This window comes from Streptosporangium sp. NPDC001681 (assembly GCF_040298085.1).
Taxonomy (GTDB): domain Bacteria; phylum Actinomycetota; class Actinomycetes; order Streptosporangiales; family Streptosporangiaceae; genus Streptosporangium.
Map to the genome: position 1 here is coordinate 1 of NZ_JBEOZN010000056.1, position 21,858 is coordinate 21,858.

19 protein-coding genes and 1 pseudogene are annotated in these 21,858 nt (G+C 69.6%); 14 read left to right on the top strand and 6 right to left on the bottom strand.

Annotated elements, in window-relative coordinates:
• The first annotated feature begins 200 nt into the window (after positions 1-200).
• Complete coding sequence (locus ABT130_RS24490) at positions 201-1,040, top strand: NUDIX hydrolase (protein ID WP_350958918.1); 840 nt, start codon at positions 201-203, stop codon at positions 1,038-1,040.
• Positions 1,037-1,825, top strand: coding sequence for an MBL fold metallo-hydrolase (locus ABT130_RS24495; RefSeq protein ID WP_350958921.1), 789 nt, complete (start codon positions 1,037-1,039; stop codon positions 1,823-1,825). Before ABT130_RS24490 ends, ABT130_RS24495 begins: the two co-directional genes overlap by 4 nt.
• 109 nt (positions 1,826-1,934) lie before the next feature.
• Here ABT130_RS24495 and ABT130_RS24500 read toward each other — a convergent pair whose 3' ends face one another.
• Positions 1,935-2,615, bottom strand: coding sequence for a Crp/Fnr family transcriptional regulator (locus tag ABT130_RS24500; RefSeq protein WP_350930176.1), 681 nt, complete (start codon positions 2,613-2,615; stop codon positions 1,935-1,937).
• Positions 2,616-2,702: 87 nt separating this feature from the next.
• Between ABT130_RS24500 and nth the strand changes: the two genes are divergently transcribed.
• On the top strand, positions 2,703-3,422 hold the full coding sequence (nth, locus tag ABT130_RS24505) for an endonuclease III (protein ID WP_350958923.1): 720 nt from the start codon (positions 2,703-2,705) through the stop codon (positions 3,420-3,422).
• Between the two features lie 118 nt (positions 3,423-3,540).
• Positions 3,541-4,185: an NUDIX hydrolase gene (locus ABT130_RS24510; RefSeq protein WP_350930152.1), complete on the top strand. Its 645-nt coding sequence runs from the start codon at positions 3,541-3,543 to the stop codon at positions 4,183-4,185.
• Here the strand turns inward: ABT130_RS24510 and ABT130_RS24515 are convergent.
• Positions 4,135-4,686, bottom strand: a complete 552-nt coding sequence (locus ABT130_RS24515; RefSeq protein ID WP_350958926.1) for a HEAT repeat domain-containing protein — start codon at positions 4,684-4,686, stop codon at positions 4,135-4,137. The genes ABT130_RS24510 and ABT130_RS24515 overlap by 51 nt on opposite strands.
• Before the next feature lie 72 nt (positions 4,687-4,758).
• Here ABT130_RS24515 and ABT130_RS24520 point away from each other — a divergent pair, with 72 nt between their 5' ends.
• Positions 4,759-5,955 (top strand): MarP family serine protease, encoded by a 1,197-nt coding sequence (locus ABT130_RS24520; RefSeq protein ID WP_350958928.1) that lies wholly within the window; start codon positions 4,759-4,761, stop codon positions 5,953-5,955.
• Here ABT130_RS24520 and ABT130_RS24525 read toward each other — a convergent pair whose 3' ends face one another.
• The 4 genes from ABT130_RS24525 to acs form a co-directional block, all read right to left on the bottom strand.
• Complete coding sequence (locus tag ABT130_RS24525; protein WP_350958931.1) at positions 5,956-6,435, bottom strand: DUF309 domain-containing protein; 480 nt, start codon at positions 6,433-6,435, stop codon at positions 5,956-5,958.
• Positions 6,432-7,355, bottom strand: a complete 924-nt coding sequence (locus ABT130_RS24530; RefSeq protein WP_350958932.1) for an alpha/beta fold hydrolase — start codon at positions 7,353-7,355, stop codon at positions 6,432-6,434. Before ABT130_RS24530 ends, ABT130_RS24525 begins: the two co-directional genes overlap by 4 nt.
• A complete protein-coding gene (locus tag ABT130_RS24535; RefSeq protein ID WP_350930157.1) occupies positions 7,352-7,819 on the bottom strand; it encodes a phage holin family protein in 468 nt (155 codons plus the stop codon). Before ABT130_RS24535 ends, ABT130_RS24530 begins: the two co-directional genes overlap by 4 nt.
• A 436-nt stretch (positions 7,820-8,255) precedes the next feature.
• Entirely contained in the window at positions 8,256-10,241 is a 1,986-nt protein-coding gene (acs, locus tag ABT130_RS24540; RefSeq protein WP_350958935.1) for an acetate--CoA ligase, read from the bottom strand.
• 339 nt (positions 10,242-10,580) lie between these two features.
• On the opposite strand from acs, the gene ABT130_RS24545 reads away from it, so the two are divergent.
• The 9 genes and pseudogenes from ABT130_RS24545 (at position 10,581) to ABT130_RS24585 (ending at position 21,836) form a co-directional block, all read left to right on the top strand.
• On the top strand, positions 10,581-11,354 hold the full coding sequence (locus ABT130_RS24545; protein ID WP_350958938.1) for a Fic family protein: 774 nt from the start codon (positions 10,581-10,583) through the stop codon (positions 11,352-11,354).
• A gap of 1,037 nt (positions 11,355-12,391) precedes the next feature.
• Complete coding sequence (ssd, locus tag ABT130_RS24550; RefSeq protein WP_350930160.1) at positions 12,392-13,438, top strand: septum site-determining protein Ssd; 1,047 nt, start codon at positions 12,392-12,394, stop codon at positions 13,436-13,438.
• Positions 13,435-14,325 (top strand): annotated as a pseudogene (locus tag ABT130_RS24555) (TadA family conjugal transfer-associated ATPase); the annotation flags it as partial. The gene ssd and the pseudogene ABT130_RS24555, both read left to right, overlap by 4 nt.
• Positions 14,326-14,394: 69 nt before the next feature.
• The gene (locus ABT130_RS24560; protein WP_350958940.1) at positions 14,395-15,672 is read left to right on the top strand and encodes a tyrosine-type recombinase/integrase; all 1,278 of its coding nucleotides are present in this window, start codon (positions 14,395-14,397) and stop codon (positions 15,670-15,672) included.
• Positions 15,672-18,158, top strand: coding sequence for a tyrosine-type recombinase/integrase (locus ABT130_RS24565; protein WP_350958942.1), 2,487 nt, complete (start codon positions 15,672-15,674; stop codon positions 18,156-18,158). The genes ABT130_RS24560 and ABT130_RS24565 overlap by 1 nt, the downstream gene beginning before the upstream one ends.
• Positions 18,159-18,259: 101 nt before the next feature.
• The gene (locus tag ABT130_RS24570; protein ID WP_350958945.1) at positions 18,260-19,507 is read left to right on the top strand and encodes an AlbA family DNA-binding domain-containing protein; all 1,248 of its coding nucleotides are present in this window, start codon (positions 18,260-18,262) and stop codon (positions 19,505-19,507) included.
• A gap of 39 nt (positions 19,508-19,546) precedes the next feature.
• The gene (locus tag ABT130_RS47810; protein WP_451935526.1) at positions 19,547-20,158 is read left to right on the top strand and encodes a hypothetical protein; all 612 of its coding nucleotides are present in this window, start codon (positions 19,547-19,549) and stop codon (positions 20,156-20,158) included.
• Complete coding sequence (locus ABT130_RS24580; protein ID WP_350958948.1) at positions 20,155-20,859, top strand: type II secretion system F family protein; 705 nt, start codon at positions 20,155-20,157, stop codon at positions 20,857-20,859. The genes ABT130_RS47810 and ABT130_RS24580 overlap by 4 nt, the downstream gene beginning before the upstream one ends.
• A gap of 398 nt (positions 20,860-21,257) precedes the next feature.
• Positions 21,258-21,836 carry a type II secretion system F family protein gene (locus ABT130_RS24585; RefSeq protein ID WP_350958950.1) on the top strand — a complete coding sequence of 193 codons (579 nt, stop codon included), beginning with the start codon at positions 21,258-21,260 and terminating at the stop codon, positions 21,834-21,836.
• Positions 21,837-21,858 lie beyond the last annotated feature (22 nt).

Consider the following 21,858-nt stretch of genomic DNA (forward strand, 5'->3'; position numbering starts at 1 on the left):
GTCTGACTGAGGTGTACGGGCCGTACACGGTTTGCGAGTATCAAGAAGAGTGGGATCTGCTGACCCCGCAACTCAGGGCCCACCCGCCGGGGCGGCGCGCCGGGAGGCGGGCGCCGGGAGGGACCCCGCGATTGTCCGGGGCGGTGCCGTGCCACATGATGGACCCGGCAACCGAGTGATGTTCTGGCGGAGGGTCTCAAATGGGCGGTATCCCGCTTCCCGGCGAGTTCGGTGAGCGTGCACGCGACATTCTGGCCGGGCGGATCGCGCCGGTCCCCGCGCGAGATGCCGCCACCGTGGCCATCCTCCGCGAGGACGCCGGTCAGGTGGAGGTCTACCTGCTGAGGCGCAAGGCGAGCATGGCCTTCGCCGCCGGGGCCTACGTCTTCCCCGGCGGGTCGGTCGACCCGCGCGACACCGATCAGGAGATCACCTGGGCCGGTCCTTCGCCCGCCGCCTGGGGCGAGGTCTTCCGCGCGGACGAGCAGACCGCACGGGGCCTGGTGTGCGCCGCCGTGCGGGAGACGTTCGAGGAGTCGGGGGTACTGCTGGCCGGGCCGTCCGCGGAGTCCCTCGTGGCCGACACCACCGGTGACGACTGGGAGGCCGACCGGCTCGCCCTGATCGACAGGACCCTGTCCTTCGCCGACTTCCTCGGCAGGCGCGGCCTGGTCCTCCGCTCCGACCTGCTCCGCCCCTGGGCCCACTGGATCACTCCCGAGGTGGAGAACAAGCGCTTCGACACCCGCTTCTTCGTCGCGGCGCTCCCGCCGGGCCAGCTCACCCGTGACGTCGGCGGCGAGGCCGACCAGGTGGTCTGGGTCCGGCCCGCCGACGCGCTCGGCCAGGGGAGGGCGGGCCAGATCTTCCTGATGCCCCCGACCCATCGCACGCTCACCGAGCTGTGCGCCTACGACAAGGTCTCCGAGGCGCTCGCGGCCGAGCGTGAGATCGTGACCCTCATGCCCAGGGTCGCCGAAGTGGACGGTGAGATGCGCATCGTGCTCGACGACGACTACGAGTTCGGCGGTTCGCGGTGAGCGGGCTGCGGATCCCCCTGGAGGGGCCCGACGGTGCGGGTACGGAGCACGCGCTCAACCTGCTCGCCCCCAACCCCTCCGAGATGACCCTGGACGGTACCAACACGTGGGTGATCGGCCTCGGTGAGGAGGTGCTGGTCGTCGACCCCGGTCCCGATGACGAGGAGCATCTGGCGCGGGTCGCCGGGCATCTGGAGGGCCGCCGGGTCGCCACGATCCTGCTGACCCACGGGCACCACGACCACAGCGGCGGTGCCGCGAGGTTCGCCGGGCTGGTCGGCGCGCCCGTCAGGGCGCTGGACCCCGCGCACCGGCTGGGTGAGGAGGGGCTGGGCGACGGCGACGTGCTCACCGTCGGGGACCTGGAGCTGCACGTGGTGGGCACGCCGGGCCACTCGTTCGACTCGCTCTGCTTCTGGTTGCCGCGGGACAGGGCGATCCTCACCGGCGACACCGTGCTCGGCCGCGGCACCACCGTGATCGCCTCGGACGGTGACCTGGCCGACTACCTGCGCTCCCTCGACCTGCTCAGAGCGAAGGCCGAGCAGGTCGGGGCGGAGGCGCTGCTGCCCGGTCACGGTCCGGTGCTCCCCGACCCGATCGGCACGCTCGACGGCTACGTCGCGCACCGGCGGCGGCGGTTGGACCAGATCCGGGAGGCCAGGGAACGGGGGGCGACGACGCCCCGCGAGATCGTCGAGATCGTCTACGCGGAGGTGGACAGGTCCCTCTGGTTCGCCGCCGAGATGTCGGTTCGCGCGCAGCTCGCCTATCTGGACGGCTAGGTCCGCCTCTGGCGGACCCCACCGTGCTGAGGGCCGGCCGGACAGGGCGTCGTGAGCTGGAGGGGGAGGTCGCGGCGAGGTCCCGCCGGGCAGCGGGGGACGGGGCCCGTCAGCGCGAGCGGTTGTGCAGCCGCTCCAGGTCCATGATGACCACGGCCTTGGCCTCGATGCGCAGCCAGCCGCGCTGGGCGAAGTCGGCCAGCGCCTTGTTCACGGTCTCACGGGAGGCGCCGACCAGCTGGGCCAGTTCCTCCTGGGTGAGGTCGTGGTGGACCCGCACGCCGTCGTCGACCCGCTGACCGAAGCGGTCGGCCAGGTCCAGCAGGGCCTTGGCCACCCGTCCTGGAACGTCGGTGAAGACCAGGTCGGCCAGCACGTCGTTGGTACGGCGGAGGCGCTGGGCCAGGGCGCGCAGCAGGTGAAGGGCGACCTCGGGACGACCGGTCAGCCAGGGGCGCAGGTCGTCGTGTCCGAGCCCGGCCAGCAGGACGTCGGTCAGCGCTGTGGCGGACGCCGTACGGGGACGGGGGTCGAACAGGGAGAGCTCGCCGAACATCTCACTTGGACCGAGCACGCTGAGCAGGTTCTCCCGGCCGTCGGGTGCGGTGCGGGAGAGCTTGATCTTGCCTTCGAGCACCACGTAGAGGCGATCCCCGGTCTCGTTCTCGCTGAAAAGGGTCTGCCCTTTGGCGAGGCGTACCTCGGAGACGCTCGTACGCAGCGCGGCGGCGCCCTCACGGTCGAGTGCGGCGAACAGCGCGGCCTTGCCCAGCACGTCGTCGGAGTTCACAGTGCCTCCCGTTTCACGGCTCACGCAGTCATTGTGACCCATCCCACCGAGCGACTCTGCGGGGGGCCTTGAGCGTAGGCTGTCGGAGTGCTCCGCGAAGTCAGCCCCGGTGGTGAATCCCGGCTCGCTCTGGTCCGTCGAGCTCGGCGAATGGACCGAATCCTGGCGGAGGCCTATCCCGACGCCCATTGCGAGCTCGACTTCCGTGACCCTCTCGAGCTGTTGGTCGCGACCATCCTGTCCGCGCAGTGCACGGACAAAAGGGTCAATACGGTCACTCCTGCCCTTTTTGTGAAATATCCCACAGCAGCAGACTACGCCGGTGCGGACCGGGCCGAGTTGGAGGGGATCATCCGGCCCACCGGGTTCTTCCGGGCCAAGGCCAACAGCATCATCGGCATGGCCCAGGCCCTGTGCGAGCGCTTCGGCGGCGAGGTCCCCGGGAGGCTCAAGGACCTGGTGACCCTGCCGGGGGTCGGCCGCAAGACCGCCAACGTGGTGCTCGGCAACGCCTTCGGGGTGCCCGGCATCACCGTGGACACCCACTTCCAGCGGCTCGTCCACCGCTTCCACTGGACCTCGGAGACCGACCCGGTGAAGATCGAGCGGGTCGTCGCCGAGCTCATCCCGAAGCGCGACTGGACGATGATGTCCCACCGCCTGATCTGGCACGGCCGCCGCGTCTGCCACGCCCGCACGCCGGCTTGTGGAGTCTGCCCGCTCGCCGCGCTCTGCCCCTCGTACGGCATCGGCCCCACGGATCCCGTCCAGGCCGCCAAGCTGGTGCGCCCCGGCCCCTTCTCGTGATCTTTTCCGCACCGCTGTGGTAAGACCGCCTCGGGGTCCTGGCGGATCCGCTGACATCCCGCCGGTGCCGGGAAGCGCGGGGCGGGACGCCGTGTTGCAGAGGACCGGAGGTGTGCCCGTGGAAGAGGTTCCCGGATGGTTGGAAACGCTGGCGGAGCGGGTCGCGGGAACGCCGGTGCCCCCGATGCTGCGCCCACCGGTGTCCGGCGGGCGGCCGGCCGCGGTGCTGCTGCTCTTTGGTGAGGGGCCACTCGGTCCGGACGTGCTGCTCATCCAGCGGAGCTCGAACGGGCGCACACACGCCGGTCAGCCCGCGTTCCCGGGCGGCGGGGTGGACCCGGAGGACGACGGCCCGATCGCCGCGGCGCTGCGCGAGGCCGTTGAGGAGACCGGTCTCGATCCGACGGGCGTCCGGGTGATCGGGACCATGCCCGAGCTGTACGTGAGCCGCAGCGACAACCGGGTGACCCCGGTGCTGGCCTGGTGGCACACGCCCTGCGTGGTCCACGCGGCCTCGCCGGACGAGGTGGAGTCGGTGGAGCGGATCCCGATCCGCGAGCTCGTCGATCCGGCCAACCGGATCAGGCTGCGCCATCCGAGCGGTTACTCGGGGCCGGCGTTCCGGGTGCGCGGGCTGCTGGTGTGGGGGTTCACCGCGGGAGTGCTCGACACCGTGCTCGGCCGTTCGGGTTTCGAGCTTCCCTGGGATCACTCACGGATCGAGGACATCCCGCCCGACGTCCTCAACCTCGCGTCCCGTTGACAGGGCCAGGCCGAGGCGAGCCCAGTCGGCCACGTCCCCGTCGGGATCGAGGGTCAGCCGTCTCAGCGCGGCCAGGCCCGTCGGGTCGGGTGGGCTGCCCATGATGTTCGGCAGCGCGTAGGCGGCCCCGTACCTGATCCGGGGGTCGGCGTGTTCGGAGAGGGCGATCACCGACGGCAGCGCGCGGCGGTCCCTGAGGTGGCCGAAGGCGATCAACACCGAGTAGAGCACCAGGCAGTCGTCCTCGCCGACGGACAGGGCGCGGAGCACCGGCAGCGTCCGGTCGACGAAGCCGAGTCGTCCCAGGATGTCGACCCCGAGCATCCGCTCGGCCGCGGTCTTTCCCGAGCAGAGTCTCCGTGCCGCGGTGAAGGTCTCCAGATCGCCCCGTTCCTGCAACCGGGTGATCGCGCGCCAGCGGGCCGCGCCCTCCTGATCTCGCTCCCGTAGCGCGGTCTCGATGAGAGACGCCACGGTCGCCGCTCCTTCGATCATCGCCATCCGGCCACGATAACCGCAGAGACCTCGCAGAAGGTGTGCACGCGCGGGGCAGGGGCTGGATACCGTAAGGGAGTGAGCGGTGATCTCCTCGACCTCATCCTGATCGCCCTGATGGTGGCCTTCGCGGTGTCGGGATACCGCCAGGGGTTCATCATCGGGGCCCTGAGCTTTGTCGGTTTTGTCGGTGGTGGCCTGCTGGGCATGTTCATCGCCCCGCCCATCGCCGGAGCGGTGGTCGACGGTGAGACCGAGCGGGCGCTGCTGGCGATCGTCATCGTCTTCCTCGCCGCCACGATCGGTCAGTTCGCGTCGTCGACGATCGGCGCGGTGGTCCGCAGTCATGTCACCTGGGAGCCCGCCAAGGTCGTCGACGCGGTCGGCGGCACCTTCGCGAGCGCCTTCTCGGTGCTGATCATCGCGTGGCTGATCGGCTCGCTGATCACCTCCTCGCAGTTCACGCTGCTCGGGGAGCAGGTCAGTAAGTCCCTGTTGATCAAAACGGTCGACCAGACGATGCCGAAGCTGGCCAGGGACCTGCAGAAGCCCTTCAGGGACTTCATCGACACCTCCGGCTTTCCCAGGGTGTTCGACGGCATAGCGGGTGGCCAGTTCGTCGAGGTCGCGCCACCCGACCGGAGCGTGACGAAGAACGCGGCGCTCACCCGGGCCCGTCGGGGCATCGTCAAGGTCCAGGGCGTGGCCGCCAGCTGCCGCAAGCACATCGAGGGCACCGGGTTCGTCTACGCCCAGGACAAGATCATGACGAACGCGCACGTGGTCGCCGGGGTCGACCAGGACCTTCAGGTCATCGACCATCTCAACAACGTCCACTCGGCCCAGGTCGTGCTCTACAACCCCGACAGGGACATCGCGATCCTGCGCGTCCCCGATCTTGACCTGCCGATCCTGCGCTTCGACGGCACGGCCAAGAAGGACGACGACGCCATCGTCGCGGGCTTCCCGCACGGCCAGGGTTACACCATGAACCCGGCCCGGATCAGGGACCGGCAGAGGGCTCAGGGCCCCAACATCTACGAGCACAAGACCGTCAACCGGGATGTCTACTGGATCCGTGGCCTGGTCCGGCAGGGCAACTCCGGCGGGCCGCTGCTCACCCCCGACGGCAGGGTCTACGGCGTCGTCTTCGCGGCGGCCACCGACAGGGCGGAGACCGGCTTCGTGCTGACCGCCGCCGAAGTGGCGCCGGACGCCGAAGACGGCTCCAAGCTGTCCAACCGGGTGAACACCCAGGAGTGCACCCGGAACTGATCAGGCCCCCGGATCCGCCCCCTTGGGGGGAACCCGGTGCCGGATCAGGTCTCTGATCACGGCGATGGCCGTTTCGGCGTCCAGGTCGTCCAGCTTTCCGACCGCCACGGCCATCTCCTCGTACGGCGTGCCGTACCGGCTGATCCGGTCGGCGCCCCGGGCGAACAGCGTCGCGGCTCCGCCGCGGTTGCCCCGCTGCAGGTGGGTGAGGCCCACGCAGATCTGCGCCAGCCCCTGCCACAGCTCGCGCTCCTGGGCGGGGGAGTTCTTCCAGCGGCCTTCCAGCACCTCGTGGGCGTGGAACGGGCGTCCCTCGCCGAGCAGCCGGTGAGCCTCGGAGACGGCCTCCTCCGCGCTTGGCGCGTAGTCGTCCGGGATGCGTTCCACGCCCTCCGCGCCGTACGGAAGCGGCCTCCCGAACGCGTCGCGAGGACGCCGGTTGCGCGGTCTCCCGTCGGCGTCCCGGTCCCGCCCGTTCACCGGTCGGGCTCCGGATCGGACAGCCAGGCGACGAGCTCGGCGTCGAACTCCTCCGGGCACTCCTCGTGCGGGAAGTGCCCGGCGCCCTCGATCAGCCGCCACCGGTAGGGGGCGGCCACGTAGCGGCCCGAGCCCTGGGCGGTGCGGGGCAGGATGTGCCGGTCGAACGCGCCGTGCACCTGCAGGGTCGGTACGTTGATCTGGGCGCGCATGGTCCTGGCGTAGCGCCACCCGTCCGGGCGGAGCTGGGAGCGGCCGAACCAGCGGTGGTACTCCAGCGCGCAGTGCGAGACGTTGGGGATGCGGAACGCGTCGCGGTAGGTCTTCGCCACCTCCTCCTGCGGCCAGCCGGGAGCCGACCACTTCTCCAGCAACTGCCCCACCATGGCGCCGGAGTCGGCGGTCAGGCGTCGCTCGGGAAGCAGCGGCAGCTGGAATCCCAGCGCGTAGCGAGCCGCCCTGAACTGGCCGAACGGCTCGGTGAACAGCGCGGTGCGGAGCCGGCGGGGATGCGGCGCGGAGACGGTGACCAGCCGCAGGACCGCCTTCGGGTCCTTCACGGCCATGGTCCAGGCGAGCAGCCCGCCCCAGTCGTGGCCGACGACGATCGCGGAGCTCTCGCCCAGCGCCCTGACCAGCCCGGCCGCGTCGGCGGCCAGGGTGTACAGGTCATAGCCACGGGGCGGCTTGTCACTGGCGCCGTAGCCACGCAGATCGACGGCGACGGCGCGATAGCCCGCTGCCGGAAGCGAGACAAGTTGGTTGCGCCAGCTCCACCAGAACTGCGGGAATCCGTGGAGCAGCAGCACGAGGGGGCCCGTACCGGCCTCCACGACGTGGAAGCGGGTGCCTCCGGCATGGACCGAGTGGTGGGTCCACGGACCCTCCAGCCTGACCATGGACTCGTCGGGTCTGCTCACTGGCCCGGTCTCACCGGATCGCGATGGCCGCCCACCTGACCGGCCGTGACCGGAGCGGCGGGAACGGCGTCGACCTCGGCTCCGCTCTTGATGGTCTTGAGTGAGTGCAGGGTCCGCCGCATTCCGGTCAGGCCCTTGAGCCGCCGGATGCCGACGAAGACCAGCAGCCCGGCCACGATCAGATAGAACACGGTGACGATCAGGAAGGCGAGCCAGGTCCACAGGCCCGCGGCGACCAGGCCGTAGGCGATCGCGAACGAGGCGAGGATCAGGCACAGGTGGGCCATGAACGCCGCGGCACCGAAGAGACCCGCCGCCACGCCGACCCGCTTGGCATCGAACCTGAGCTCTGCCTTGGCCAACTCGATCTCGGCGCGGACCAGTGTGGATATGTGGTCACTGGCCGCGGCGACCAGTGCGCCCAGCGACTCCTCCTGTGGCTCCGCGGGCGGAATATGTGTCATGGACGGTCTCCTATCGAGGGCCTCTGTCAAACATCATGCTGCGCCCTGAGGCGGTCGTGCACGCACACCCGCGGCGGGATCGTCACCGGGGCCGGTGTCGCGAGCACCACTGTGGTTATCGCGCATGTGTCATCGAATATCTGCGTCGTCAAGACTTCAGACTTTAGTCCGGCTGTACCGGGTCGGTGAGGTCCCGGCCGTCCGGGGGCGGGAATCCGCACCACCGGGTGTGCCTTCGGGCCGGCCGGACGTGGAGGCCGGGCAGGATCGCCGGCTGATTTTCCGCCCGCTGTCCTTGATCAGGGCGTTCGGTTCCGGCGCCGGACGACGACACCGGTGGGGAGGTTGTCACGGCCGGGGGGCTACCCCGGCGGCGATGGGGGAGTCGGCCCCGGGTGGGCCAGGGGTCCTGGTCCACCCGGGGCCTCCGGTTCGCTCAGTCCTCGCCCTTGGCGCTGGGCAGCTTCTCCGAGATGAGGTTCATCACCGTGCTGTCGGCCAGGGTGGTGACGTCGCCGATGCTGCGGTTCTCCGCCACGTCGCGCAGTAGACGCCGCATGATCTTGCCGGAGCGGGTCTTGGGCAGCTCGGGCACCACCAGGATCTGGCGGGGCTTCGCGATCGGGCCCAGTGTCTTGGACACGTGGGCGCGGAGTTCGGCGGCGATGTCCGCGCCTTCCTCGGCGTCGCCGCGCAGGATCACGAACGACACGATGGCCTGCCCGGTCACCGGGTCGGTCGCCCCGACCACGGCCGCCTCCGCGACCTTCGGGTGGGAGACCAGCGCCGACTCGACCTCGGTGGTGGAGATGTTGTGCCCGGAGACGAGCATGACGTCGTCCACCCGGCCGAGCAGCCAGATGTCGCCGTCCTGGTCCCTCTTGGCACCGTCGCCCGCGAAGTACATGCCCTCGAAGCGGGACCAGTAGGTGTCGATGTAGCGCTGGTCGTCGCCCCAGATCGTGCGGAGCATCGACGGCCACGGGTCGCGGATCGCGAGGTAGCCGCCACCGCCGTTGCCGACGCTTCGGCCCTGGTCGTCGACCACGTCGGCGGTGATGCCCGGCAGCGGGCGCATGGCCGCGCCGGGCTTGCCCTCGGTGACGCCGGGCAGCGGGCTGATCATGATGGCGCCGGTCTCGGTCTGCCACCAGGTGTCGACGACCGGGGTACGGTTGCCGCCGATGTGCTCGCGGTACCAGACATACGCCTCGGGGTTGATCGGCTCGCCGACGCTGCCCAGGATCCGCAGAGACGACATGTCGTACTTGGCGGGGATGTCGTCGCCCCACTTCATGAACGTGCGGATGGCGGTCGGGGCGGTGTAGAGCAGCGTGACCCCGTACTTCTGCACGATCTCCCAGAACCGGCCGCGGTGCGGGGTGTCCGGAGTGCCCTCGTAGATGACGCTGGTCGCGCCGTTGGCCAGCGGACCGTACACGATGTAGGAGTGGCCGGTCACCCAGCCGATGTCGGCGGTGCACCAGTAGACGTCGGTGTCGGGCTTGAGGTCGAAGACCGCGTCGTGGGTGTACGCGGCCTGGGTGAGGTAGCCGCCGGTGGTGTGCAGGATGCCCTTGGGCTTACCGGTCGTGCCGCTGGTGTAGAGGATGTAGAGCGGATCCTCGGCATCGTTCGGCAGCGCCTCGTGGACGTCGGACTGCCGGTCCACCACGTCGTGCCACCAGAGGTCCTTGTCGGTCTGGCCGACCTCCTGGCCGGTCCGCCGCACGACCAGGACGTGCTCGATGCCGGGGCACTCCGCGACCGCCTCGTCCACGGTCGGCTTGAGCGCGCTGGGCGCGCCGCGACGGTAGCCGCCGTCGGCGGTGACCACGATCTTGGCATCCGCGTCCTTGATCCGGCCGCTGAGCGCGCTGGAGGAGAACCCGCCGAACACGACCGAGTGGATCGCTCCGATCCGGGCGCAGGCCAGCATCGTGATCGGCAGTTCGGGGATCATCGGCATGTAGATCGCGACCCGGTCGCCCTTGCCGACGCCCAGCTCGGAGAGCGCGTTGGCGGCCTTGGAGACCTCGCGCCGCAGGTCGGCGTAGGTGAGTGTGCGGCTGTCGCCCTCGGGCTCACCCTCCCAGTAGTAGGCGACCTTGTCGCCGTGACCGGCCTCCACATGGCGGTCGACGCAGTTGTAGGCGATGTTGAGCTCGCCGCCGACGAACCACTTGGCGAAAGGCGGGTTCCACTCAAGGGCACTGTCCCAGCGCTTTGACCAGGTCAGGCGGTCGGCTTGCTTCTCCCAGAAGGCGAGGCGGTCCTGCTCGGCCTCCGCATAGGCGTCGGCGGTCACGTTCGCGGCCGCGGCCAGGCCTGCGGGAGGTGCGAACCGCCGGGTCTCGTTCAGCAGGTTCGACAGCGTCTCCTGGGTCTCACGAGACTCGGAACCAGGGGTCTCCGGGGCCACTACGCACTCCTCACGTACTGCTATCGACTAGTCGTGTCCCACTTCACCAGGCCACCGGTGCTCGCCACAAGAGGTCTAGACAGGTCTGTACCAATCGGTGACAAGGCCTCATAGGCCTTCAAAACGCCTTGATTTTGCAGAAACGACCACTCTGGAAATGTTGTGTTTTCGACACCGTAGGAATGTAGACGGCGTTATTCAATGCGTATTGACACGGTGATGCGCCGGACGGTGTCATGCGCTCGGCGAACGGTTCCGCAGCTGTTCTCCTGAGCCGCCGGGGGCGACCCCGCGGCCTGGTCGAGGTCTCGCCGAGCGGCCCCGATAGGGTCGGGCAGCGTGAGCGACCCATTGGCTGTCATCGCAGGAATGCCCGGAGTGTCCGAGGCGGTCACCGACGCGCGCAAGGCCGTCGACCGGCTTTACGGGCACCGCGTACTGCGGCGTAAGAGCCCGGAGGTGTCGGCCAGGTCCGCCCTGCGCGGTGCTCGTGCGTCAGCCGCACTGGAGGGCGTGGACATCCCGCTCGATGTCATCCCCGAGGCCACCGACCCGGTGGTACAGGGCGCGCTGCGCGTCTCGGCCGAGCTGGGGCGGCTCGGCTCGACCTGGCGCACGGCGCCCCGCCAGGTGCTGGCCAGGCTGCACACGCTCGCCGCCTCCGGGCTCACCAAGGACCTCGGCCGTCCCCGGGCCACGGCCGAGGCGCCCGATCCGCTCGGTCTTGGTGCCGCGCCCGAACCACAGGAGGCGGTGGCGCGGGTGGACGGTCTCGTCCAGCTGGTGACGGCCTCCTCGAAGGCGCCGGCGCTGGTGCTCGCCGCCGTCGTGCACGCGGAGCTGGCGGTGCTGCGCCCGTTCGGGTCGGCGGACGGGCTGGTCGCGCGGGCGGCGGAGCGGCTGACGCTGGTGGAGTTCGGCCTGGACCCGAAATCGCTGGTGGCCGTCGAGGTGGGTCATCTCGAACTCGGCCCGGCCTACGGGGAGGGACTGCGGTCGTACCTGAGCGGTACCCCCGAGGGTGTCGCGGCCTGGGTGCGACACTGCGCGACGGCGGTCACCCTGGGCGTGCGCGAGGCCACGGCGATCTGCGAGGCCATGCAGCGGGGCTGATCCCGATCCCGGCGGGGACGGCCGGGCGGCTTGGGACGCCGCCCGCGCATACTCGATCACCCGCGGTCATCGATTACGGACACCTACTCCACACGAGCCGACGGCGCCCCTGATAGGGGGCGCCGTCGTCGGCACGTTCCTACCGGGTTACCAAGCGTGCACCTGATAATCGTTGAAACGGGACAAGCCCGCTTCAACGCGCCTCCCGCGGCTGACGGCGCGTGGGTACCCAGCGGTCGTGCCCGGACACATGGTCCGTGCAACCTTTGTACGTCCGATTCGCGCTGATGGGAACCCCTAGGGGCAAAACCTTTGCGGATCGAGGAACATTAATCAGCAAACCCACCCGTGTGCCGTCTTGCGTCGCGCGAGGCCGACCGACGCCGTCCGTGCGGGCGGGGTCGTGCTCCGGTGGTGATCACTTAACGTAGTCGCGGTTCGCCCGTGCCGGGAGTGTGCCCGGGGCGGGCGGTATCCGGAGACTGGATCGTTACATTAAAAAAACTACTGGAAAATGAGGATTACTCCTCGACGAAACTTGAGTTGATCGGGCAGCATGAGTTTGTATCTCCCCAAACCGGAGTAACTGCGTACAGGTTGCCACCGCAATCCTTTGCCATGCTCTGGTTGGCCGTTGAAGCTTTCTTCTGAAACGGGACCGGCTCTACCCCCCCAGAGCCGGACCGGTCGGCGACCCCCGTCCTCCCCCCGGCGGGGGTCGCCTCTTTTCCCGGCCGCCACTCCAGCCCCGGTGGCACCATCCTTTCGGCCCTCTCCGCGGTGCGGGGCTCCTGCCCGGTACTCGGTGTGGTGCGCCGGCGCGTGAACGTGTGAGCAGGCCCGTTGAGGTGTTCGTCTTTGCCCGCCTGTCCGGGGTCTTCCGCGCTCGTACGGCTCCTTTCGGGGGCGACCTCCTGGCCGCTGGTTTTCCACAGGCAGGGCCACCCTGGAGCCGGCTGTCCACAGTATGGCGTTCGGTACCCCGGGGATGGGGAGCCGTCGCGGAGGGTGGGGTCCCCGCATCCCAGGAGGCATCAGTGGACCGCCCGCTGGTCATCACCGAAGACCATGATCTGCTCGACGACCTGCTCCGCATCGCCGCCGCGGCCGGAGCCGAGCTTGACGTCGCCCACGCGCCCGCGCACGCCCGGCCCTACTGGAACCGTGCTCCGCTGGTCGTCGTCGGTGACGACATGGCAGGCGCGCTGGCCTCGACCGGACCGCCACCTCGTCACCGTGTTCTCCTGGTCACCCGCACCTGCGACGACCCCGACACATGGCGCAGGTGCGTCGCGGTCGGTGCCCAGGCCGTGCTGGAGCTGCCCGCCGCGGAGCGCCGGCTGGTCGACGAGTTCGCAGACGTCGTCGAGCCACCCGCCAAGCCGGGGTTCGTGGTCTGCGTCGCGGGCGGGCGCGGCGGAGCCGGGGCCAGCGTGCTGGCGGGCTCGTTGGCGCTGGCCGCGTCCCGCCGGCGCGTCCGCACCCTGCTGATCGACGCCGACCCGCTTGGCGGAGGTCTGGATCTCCTCCTCGGCCAGGAGGAGTCCGATGGAGCGCGCTGGTCGGACCTGGTCGCCCGCGAGGGCAGGGTCAGTTGCACAGCGCTCCAGGCGGCCCTGCCGACCTTCGCGGGGCTGACGCTGCTCTCCTTCAGCCGGGGCGAGGTCGAGCCGATCCCGGCCGAGGCGATGCGCTCGGTCCTCGAAGCGGGGCGCAGGGGCTTCGAGCTGGTGGTCGTCGACCTGCCGCGCCACCTCGACCAGGCCGCGGTGGAGGCGCTCGGCCGTGCCGGCACCACCCTCCTGGTCGTCACCGCCGACGTGCGCGGCGTGCTCGCCGCGGCACAGGTGCTGGCCTCCCTGCGCGAGCACACCGGTGAGGTGCGGGCCGTTGTGCGCAGCGGGGTCCTGAACGACGACGTGGTGACGGGCTCGCTCGGCGTCCCGCACGGCGGTAGCCTCCCCGACCAGCCTCGCCTCGCCGCCGCACTTGATCGGGGGGACGTTCCCCCACTCGGCCGTCGCACCTCTCTCGGGCGGTTCTGCGCCGCTTTCCTGCACGAGCAGCTCGGGGCGGACAGGTGAAACGGGCCGAGAGCGCGGTGACGGTCTCGCCGGAGCTGGTGGAGGCGGTCCGGGTACGGCTGGCCAGGACGGGAGTCGAGCCCAGTGCCGCGCACGTCGCGGTAGCGCTGCGGGCCGAGCGGGCGATGCTCGGCGACGCGGAGATTCTGGCGGTGGCCCGGGTCCTGTGCGCCGATCTCATCGGAGCGGGTCCACTGGAGCCGTTGCTGGCCGAGGCCCAGGTCACCGACGTGCTGGTGAACGGCCCGCGCGAGGTGTGGGTCGACGACGGGCACGGGCTGCGCCTGACCTCGGTCGTCTTCCCCGGCGAAGACGCGCTCCGGCGGCTCGCGCAGCGGCTCGCCTCCGCCGCGGGCAGGCGCCTCGACGACGCCTGCCCCTATGTCGACGCCCGCCTGGCGGGAGGTGTCCGGCTGCACGCCGTTCTGCCGCCCGTGGCGCCCAACGGCACCTGCCTGTCCTTACGACTCCCGCCCCGGCGCACCTTCACCCTTCACGATCTGGTCGAGGCGGGCGCGATCGGGGCGGAAAGCGTCGCCGTTCTCACCGCGGTGATCGAGTCGAGGCTCGCCTTCCTGGTCACCGGTGGTACCGGGACCGGCAAGACGACCATGCTGTCGGCCCTGCTCTCCCTGGCGGATCCCGGTGAAAGGCTGCTGCTGGTTGAGGACTCCGCCGAGCTGAGACCACTACATCCCCATGTCGTCCGCCTGGAGGCGCGCCCGGCCAACCTTGAGGGCGCCGGTGGCGTCGGCCTGCGTGATCTCGTCCGTCAGGCCCTGCGGATGCGCCCCGACCGTCTCGTCGTCGGTGAGGTGAGAGGTTCCGAGGTCGTGGACCTCCTGAGTGCGCTGAACACCGGTCATGAGGGAGGCTGCGGCACGTTAACTGAACTAACTTCCGAGTTGTCGCAGTTCAGAGACATGTTTTGAAGTTTCGTGTTAGCGTCCCGCCTCATGATCGATGGGAGCGGCGGGCGGGATCTGGCGAGGCTGGTCGTGCTCGATGTTGGACGACTGGTCGACACCGGTGACCCGTGGGAGCCGTACCGGCTGCTGGACGCCGATGGTGCGGTGGTGGAGCCGGTGGCGGCTTTCCTGGCGGACCTGCAGGCGGCGGATCGGTCGGTGGCGACACTCAAGTCGTACGGGAACGATCTGTTGCTGTGGTGGCGCTGGCTAGCCGCAGTCGAAATGCCGTGGAATCGGGCCACGGCGATCGAGGGCCGGGACTTCGCACGCTGGATGCAGATCGCTGACAAGCCGATCCGGCCTCACTGGCGTTACCGGGACGGCACACCACCAGCTGCTCCAGCCGGACAGGCCCGGCGCGCGAAACGCCCGCCTGGGGGTGTGAACCCGCTAACGGGAAAAGCGGGCCCGAGCCGCAAGTACGCGCCGTCCACCAGGGCCCACGCGGAGACGACGCTGCGCTGCTTCTACGACTTCCATCTGGGGACTGGCCAGGGCCCGATCGTGAACCCGTTCCCGCTGGACCGTTCACGGCGGGCTGCCCGGGCCAACGCCCACCACAATCCAATGGATCCGTTCAAGCACGAGCGGAAGGGCCGCTATCGGCCCAGCGTGCCCAAACGCATCCCGAAGCGGATCCCTGACGAGCAGTTCAACGAGCTGTTCGCCGGGCTGAAGTATCACCGGGACCGGGCGCTGTTGGCGTTCTGGGTGTCCTGCGGTGCTCGCGCAGAAGAACTGCTCGACTCCTTCCAAGTCGACGCAGATCCAAGCGAACAGCTCATCTCAGTGACCCGCAAGGGTAGCCAGGAAGTCCAGCTGATACCTGCGTCGCCGGACGCCTTCGTATGGCTGCGGCTCTACCAGGAAGAAATCTGGCGGCGAGGAGCCCCTCGTGGCCGGCGCCATCCCCTCTGGTTCACCCTCCGGCGGCCGTTTCGGCAACTGACCTATCCCGCCGCCCACGCAATGTTCCGCCGCGCCCAGGAACTGCTCGGCTCGAACTGGACGCTCCACGATCTTCGGCACACGGCCGCCTGGCGCATGGGCCAGGACCCGGAGACACCCCTGACTGACGTCCAATGGATCCTCGGCCACGCCAGCCTTAGCACCACCCAGCTCTACACGACCCCCGATCAGGACGAGGTGATCGCCCGGACCCTCGCCTTTCACGCCCGCAGGGGCGAGTCCGCGCGTGAGGTGCCCTCTCCCGCTCCCGGTTACAACCCAGACTCGCTCAGCATCCTGTTTGGAGGCCGGTAGTGACGGTCAGGACCGCGCTCGCGGCCGATCCGAGCGTCCAGCGCCAGCGCGTGCTCGCTGCCCTCGACGACGGTGTGGTCAAGGAACTGCGGGCCCGGTTTCCCGGCCGGGTAGTGCCGATGTCATGGCCGGCCAGCACCGATAGCCGCCTTCAGGTCCTAGCCCGTCTCGACCGAGCACCTCTACGCGCTGACGGTGAGTACGCACAAGCGGCCAGGCTGCGCGGAGCGGCCAAGCTGTTGCGGTGGCTGGAGACCGTTCCGGGCGCTTCTTGGCAGGAGCGTTGGCTCGCCAGCGGCGTTCAGGACCTCGGCGGACAAGGGATCGAGCTCGCTCAGGCATGGCTGAACTCTCGCGGTGAGTCATCCCGGCGACCGGAGCTGAACAGCGGTCTGCTCGCTCTGTTCTGTGCCGATATCGTCCGTCCGGATCTGCGCTGGTTGGCTCGCCGTGCTCGTTCCGCCCACTGGCGCGAAGCGGTCGCCATCCATCGAGACCCCGCCGGGTTCGCGCTTCTGCAGGCGAACATCGACCCTGCCATCTGGTCGTCAAAGCCGGGAGGCGTGACACGCCAGCAGATCGCGATGCTGCTCGTCGGCAAGGGCGGTGGCGTTGCCGACATCACCGTCGGCGATTGCCTGCAATTGCGAGTGGCCGAAGCGGAGGTGCTGAGCAGAGCTGGATACAGCCGGTCGCTGTTCTACACCTGGTTGAAGCAGTTGGGGAACTTCCCCGACAGCGCCCCGACCACCTTGCGATACATGACCAGATACGGCGGCCAGCTCACCCCTGACCAACTCGTCGACCGCTACGACCTCCAGTGCCGCCCGATCCGCGATCTCATCGTCGACTACCTGGCTGAACGCCAACCCGCGCTCGACTACACCAGCCTCCGGTCCAGCTCCACCACGCTGGCCCTGAACTTCTGGAGGGACCTGGAGGTCCATCACCCCGGGATCCACTCGCTGCATCTGGAACCGAGGGTCGCCGCAGCATGGAAGGAACGTCTCAAGAGCAAGATCATCCGCAAGGCGATGCCCGACGGAACCGTGATCGAATCCACCAGTCCGCGCCGCAACTACCCCGACATCATGATGGGCGTTCGCGCGTTCTACCTCGACATCGCCCAGTGGGCGCTGGACGACCCGGCCCGATGGGGTCAGTGGGCAGCGCCGTGCCCGATCAAGGCCAACGAAGCCGACGACCGAAAGTTCCGGAACCGGCGCAAAGCTCGCATGGACCAGCGAACGCGAGAACGGCTTCCCGCCCTCCCGGACCTCGTCCGCGCGGCCGAGACCCACCTCAAGAACACCAAGGCCCGGCTTGAGGCCGCCCGCGCAGTCCAGCCAGGCCAATCCTTCACCGTCCTGGGCGAGACCTTCACCAGCGCCCGCAGCAAGAGTGCAGGCTCCGACAGTTGCCACTTCGTCTTCACCGCCGCCGGCCGACGCTATGACCTTGGCCTGGCCGAGCATCGCGCGTTTTGGGCCTGGGCTGCTATCGAGTTCTTGCGGCACACCGGAGTCCGCCTGGAGGAGATGCTAGAGAGCACCCACCACAGCATCACCCAATACAGGCTGCCCGACACTGGCGAAATCATCCCGTTGCTGCAGATCGCACCCTCCAAAATGGACGAGGAACGCCTCCTGGTTGTCGGTCCCGAGCTCGCCGACGTCCTCAGTGCCATCGTCTGCCGGATCCGTGACGCCAGCGGAGCAGTTCCCATGGTCCCCTTCTACGACCGCAACGAGAAGGTCTGGACTGAACCAATGCCGCTGCTGTTCCAGTGGAGAACCGGCGGTCAGAGCCGGCCCATCTCCATGAACACCATCCGCAGAGCACTCGACGATGTGCTGGCCGAGGCCGGCTTGGTGGACGCCGCAGGTGAGCTTCTGCTTTTCCAGCCCCACGACTTCCGGAGGCTCTTCACCACTGAGGCCATCCTCAACGGCATGCCACCCCACATCGCACAGCTACTCCTAGGTCACAAGGACATCAACACGACGATGGGTTACAAAGCGATCTATCCCCAGGAGGCCATCAACGGACATCGGGCCTTCATCGCTCGCCGTCGGGCCCTGCGCCCCAGCGAGGAGTACCGCACACCGACCGACGAGGAGTGGGAGGAGTTCCTTGGCCACTTCCAGCGGCGGAAGGTCGCCCTGGGTGACTGTGGTCGCGCCTACGGAACGAGTTGCCAGCATGAGCACTCTTGCATCAGATGTCCCCTCCTGCGAGTTGACCCGGCTGAGAAGCTGCGGCTGCTGAAGATCCACAGCAACCTGGGCGAACGAATCATCGAAGCTGAACAGCATGGCTGGCTCGGCGAAGCCGAAGGTCTACGGGTCAGCCTCGCCGCTGCCGAGATCAAACTCGCACAGCTGGACGAACGCGCTCGCCGGGGCGCCACTATCAACCTCGGTATCCCCTCCTTCAGCACCATCGCCGGCCGGACTGCCGCCCTCCAGGAAAAGGAGAGGAGTTGATCGCACCGGGACGGCCATACTGCTGATCACCCTCCATCCGCCGATCATCTGCGAGGACGCTTGTGACATCGATCTACCTTTCGGCGAGCCAGCCGCGTTGGATGCCCAAGAGCGAGGCCGACCTCCAGGCCGCACTCGGCGAAGGCTTGATCGGCGAGTCGCATTACCTCGACCTCAAAGAGGTCCCCTCCTCGAAAGGGGCGAACAAGGAGTCGGCCAGGGACATGGCCTCCTTCGCCATCGATGGCGGCACGCTCATCGTCGGCATCGCCGAGGACAAGACCAACCGCGTCTTCACCCTCGCCCCCCAGCCGCTCAAGGGGCTGGCCGAGAAGATGGAGTCGATCGCCCGCAGCATCCCCGACCCACCGCTGAACGTCGTCACCCAGGAGATCGAGTCCAGCTCGGACCCCGCCGAGGGCTACCTGGTCATCCACATCCCCGCTAGCCCTGCCGCACCTCACATGGTCGACGGCCGTTACTGGGGCCGCGGCGACAAGACCAAGCACCAACTCTCAGACCCCGAAGTCGTTCGCCTGCACGAACGGCGCCGCAGCGCCGACCACGACGCCCTGGCGCTGCTGCAGGAGGAAATCGACGACGACCCGATCCCCGGCGAGATCCGCGAGCAGGCCCACCTCTTCCTCGTCGCCCAGCCGCAGGCTGGGCGGCCTGACCTGCTCCTGGACCTTACCGGCGCATCCAACTGGAACATCGGCCTGCACGAGTTCATCCAGAAGGCATACACCCCCGACATCCAGGCCGCCGTCAATGGCCCCGACGTCTCGCCCGGCCTCAACGAGATCGGCAGCAGCTACCGCCGGTCTCGGGGGATCGCGCGCGCGACCTCCAACCTCGCCAACCGCAGCGCCTTCACCCCAACCACCAGCTACCACCCTGAGAACGCCATCGAGCTGCAGGTCCACGAAAACGGAGGCCTGCGCCTGTTCTTCAGCCGCCTCTCCGACGTCCGCGGCCAGGGCAGCAAGCCGGACGAGCAGGTGATCATCGAGAGCGCCGCCGTCACCAACGCCCGGCGATTCCTCGGCCTGGTCGTCGCCGCCGGTGAGCGAGCGGGCTACTTCGGCAACTGGGCACTAGCTCTGGGGGCCACCGGCCTTCACGGCCTCCGAGCGGCACCCAGCCGAAACTCCTGGGGCGACGGCCCTCCTTACGACCGGGACACCTACACCGCAGCCACGGCGACCACCTGGGCCGAACTCAACCAGACACCCGGAGCGATCACTCGCCGCCTCGTCGGCCCCCTTCTTCGAGCCCTCGGCACCGAGAGCTACTACCTGTCAGCTCTCACCGACCCGGATAAAGACGGCGACCCGGACAACCAGTAGTTCAGAGAAGGCACCCTGCACGCCAACACCGCGACCGATGTGCCACCCCGTCTGGAGGCGCTGGCATGCGCGGCGGGTCTCAGCAGGGAGGCGGTCCACAGCCAGATCGCCGCGGCCCTGGACGTCGTCATCCACCTCGCTCGCGACCGCGCCGACGGGCGCCGCCGGGTCGCCGAGATCTGCATGATGATCCGCCGCCCCTCGGGACTGGTGGAGGCCGAACCGGCCCTCACCTTCGCCCCGGACGGTCAGATGAGTCCCGGCCCCGGCCTGCCCGCCCTCGCCGCCCGAGCGCCCGGCATCCCCGCCTCGCCGGCTCCCCGCCGTAGGCCCTACCTGTCACCCCGCCCGCCGCGGTCGTACGGGCCGTCCGAGGCCCCCCGGAGCATGAGCCCTGCACCGGTCACCTCCTACCGGGACACCGCGGCCTCCGAGGCTCTCGGCGGCTCGGGTCCGGACATCCGGGTTCCCGCGCTTCCACGAGAGGCCTCTCCCGACGCCTCGGGTTCCCCAAGCCTTTCGAGCCCGTGTTCCGGTGTCCCCGCATCCCCGTCTCGCCAGAAGACGCACCTGGACGTCGCCGACCGCCCGGGTCCCGGTGAACCGACGTCACGAACGGTCCCAAGAACGATGTCACGGCCGGCGTCATGACGGCAGCGGCCCTGGTTCTCGTCACCCTGGCGGCATGGTTGTGGACGGGTGCGGATCCCGGCACCGCCCGCCTGGGCCGCCTGCGCCGTCGCGGCCCGGTCGCCTCGCCCTCTTTGCGGGAGAGGTTCGCCGCTCGCTCGCGGCCCTCCCGGCGCGCGGCGGCCTGGCGGGTCGCGTCGATCGAGCTCTGTCAGGGCCTCGCCGCCGAACTGGCGGCGGGACGGGCGGCCGGTGACGCGCTGGCGCGGGCCGTGCGGGCAGCGGGGTTTCCCGATCCCGAGGCGCTGCGCCCGCTGGTCGCGGCCGCGAGGGACGGCGGTGACGTACCCGCCGCTTTACTGGCCGTGGCGCCGGAGCGGGGAGGCGAGGCCTTCCGGGCCCTGGCCGCCTGCTGGAAGGTGAGTGTGACAGCGGGGGCGGGCCTGGCCGTCCTTGTCGATCGTGTCGCCGCCTCCCTGCGAGAGGCTCAGAGCCATCGCCAGGACGTCGCGGCCCAACTCGCGGGCCCCCGCGCCACGGCCCGCCTGCTGGCAGGTCTGCCCATTCTCGGCCTGCTGATGGCGGCCGGCCTCGGCATGCGCCCGCTGCACTTCCTGTTCGGCGGTCCGGCGGGCGCCGGCTGTCTGGTCGCCGGCCTCGCACTCGACGCCGGTGGCCTGTGGTGGACCCGTTGCCTGGTCGCCCGGGCCCAGCGGGGCTGACGTCCCCGCGGTCCGGTTCGTGAGAAGGAGAGAAAGTGATCGCTCTGCTTGCCGTGGTGCTCGCCGGAATCGCCGCCCGGCTGTGGAGCGCCCGGCGTGAACCCGCCGACCGGCTCCGCCGCGCACGGCGCTCAGCACACCTGGCCGGGTTTCCGAAGGTGCGGCCAGAGGCCGAAGCACCCAGGGTTCTCCCGGCCACGAGGACGGTTCGAGACCCGTTCGCGGGAACGGCTCGGGATCTGTCCGGGAGAGCGGCTCGGGGCTCGTTTACGTGGACGGGCCGGGGTCTGCCCACGGGGACGGCTGGGGACCCGGCTGCGGGAACGGCCCGTGGCCCGTTCGCCGGGATGGTTCATGATCCGGAGGGAAGGCGGCGGCCGAGCCGGGGTGAGATCACGGTGGCCCTCGCCGTGGGGCTGGCGGCGTTCCTGGCCGTGGGAGGTCTGCCGGGAGCGGTCGTCGGGGCGACGGGTTCCGGGATCGCGCTGGCGGTGCTGCGGCGGCGAGAGTCACCCGAACTGCGCGAGGAACGCAGACGGTTGACGGCGGATCTGCCGCTGGCGGCCGATCTCATGGTCGCCTGCCTGCGCGCGGGCCAGCCGATCACCGGAGCCGTCGACGTCACGGCGGAGGCGATCGCGGGACCACTGGGCGAGAGACTGGCCTGGGTGAGCGGCCAGCTGAGACTGGGAGCCGCACCGGAGAGCGCCTGGCAGGCCCTGGCCTCCGAGCGCTCGCTCGCCCCGCTGGCCCGTGCCATGAGCCGGGCCGCGTCGAGTGGCGCACCGGTGGCCGACGTCCTCACCAGGCTCTCCGACGACTTCCGCCGTGCCGTCCGCGCCGCATCGTCGGCGGCCGCCCAACGGGTCGGCGTCCAGGCAGTCGCTCCCCTGGGACTCTGTTTCCTGCCCGCGTTCGTCTTCCTGGGCATCATCCCCGTCGTGGCCGGCCTCGCCGGCGAGGTGCTCCTTCCCTGACGACCGCCACCAAGGTCGCGGC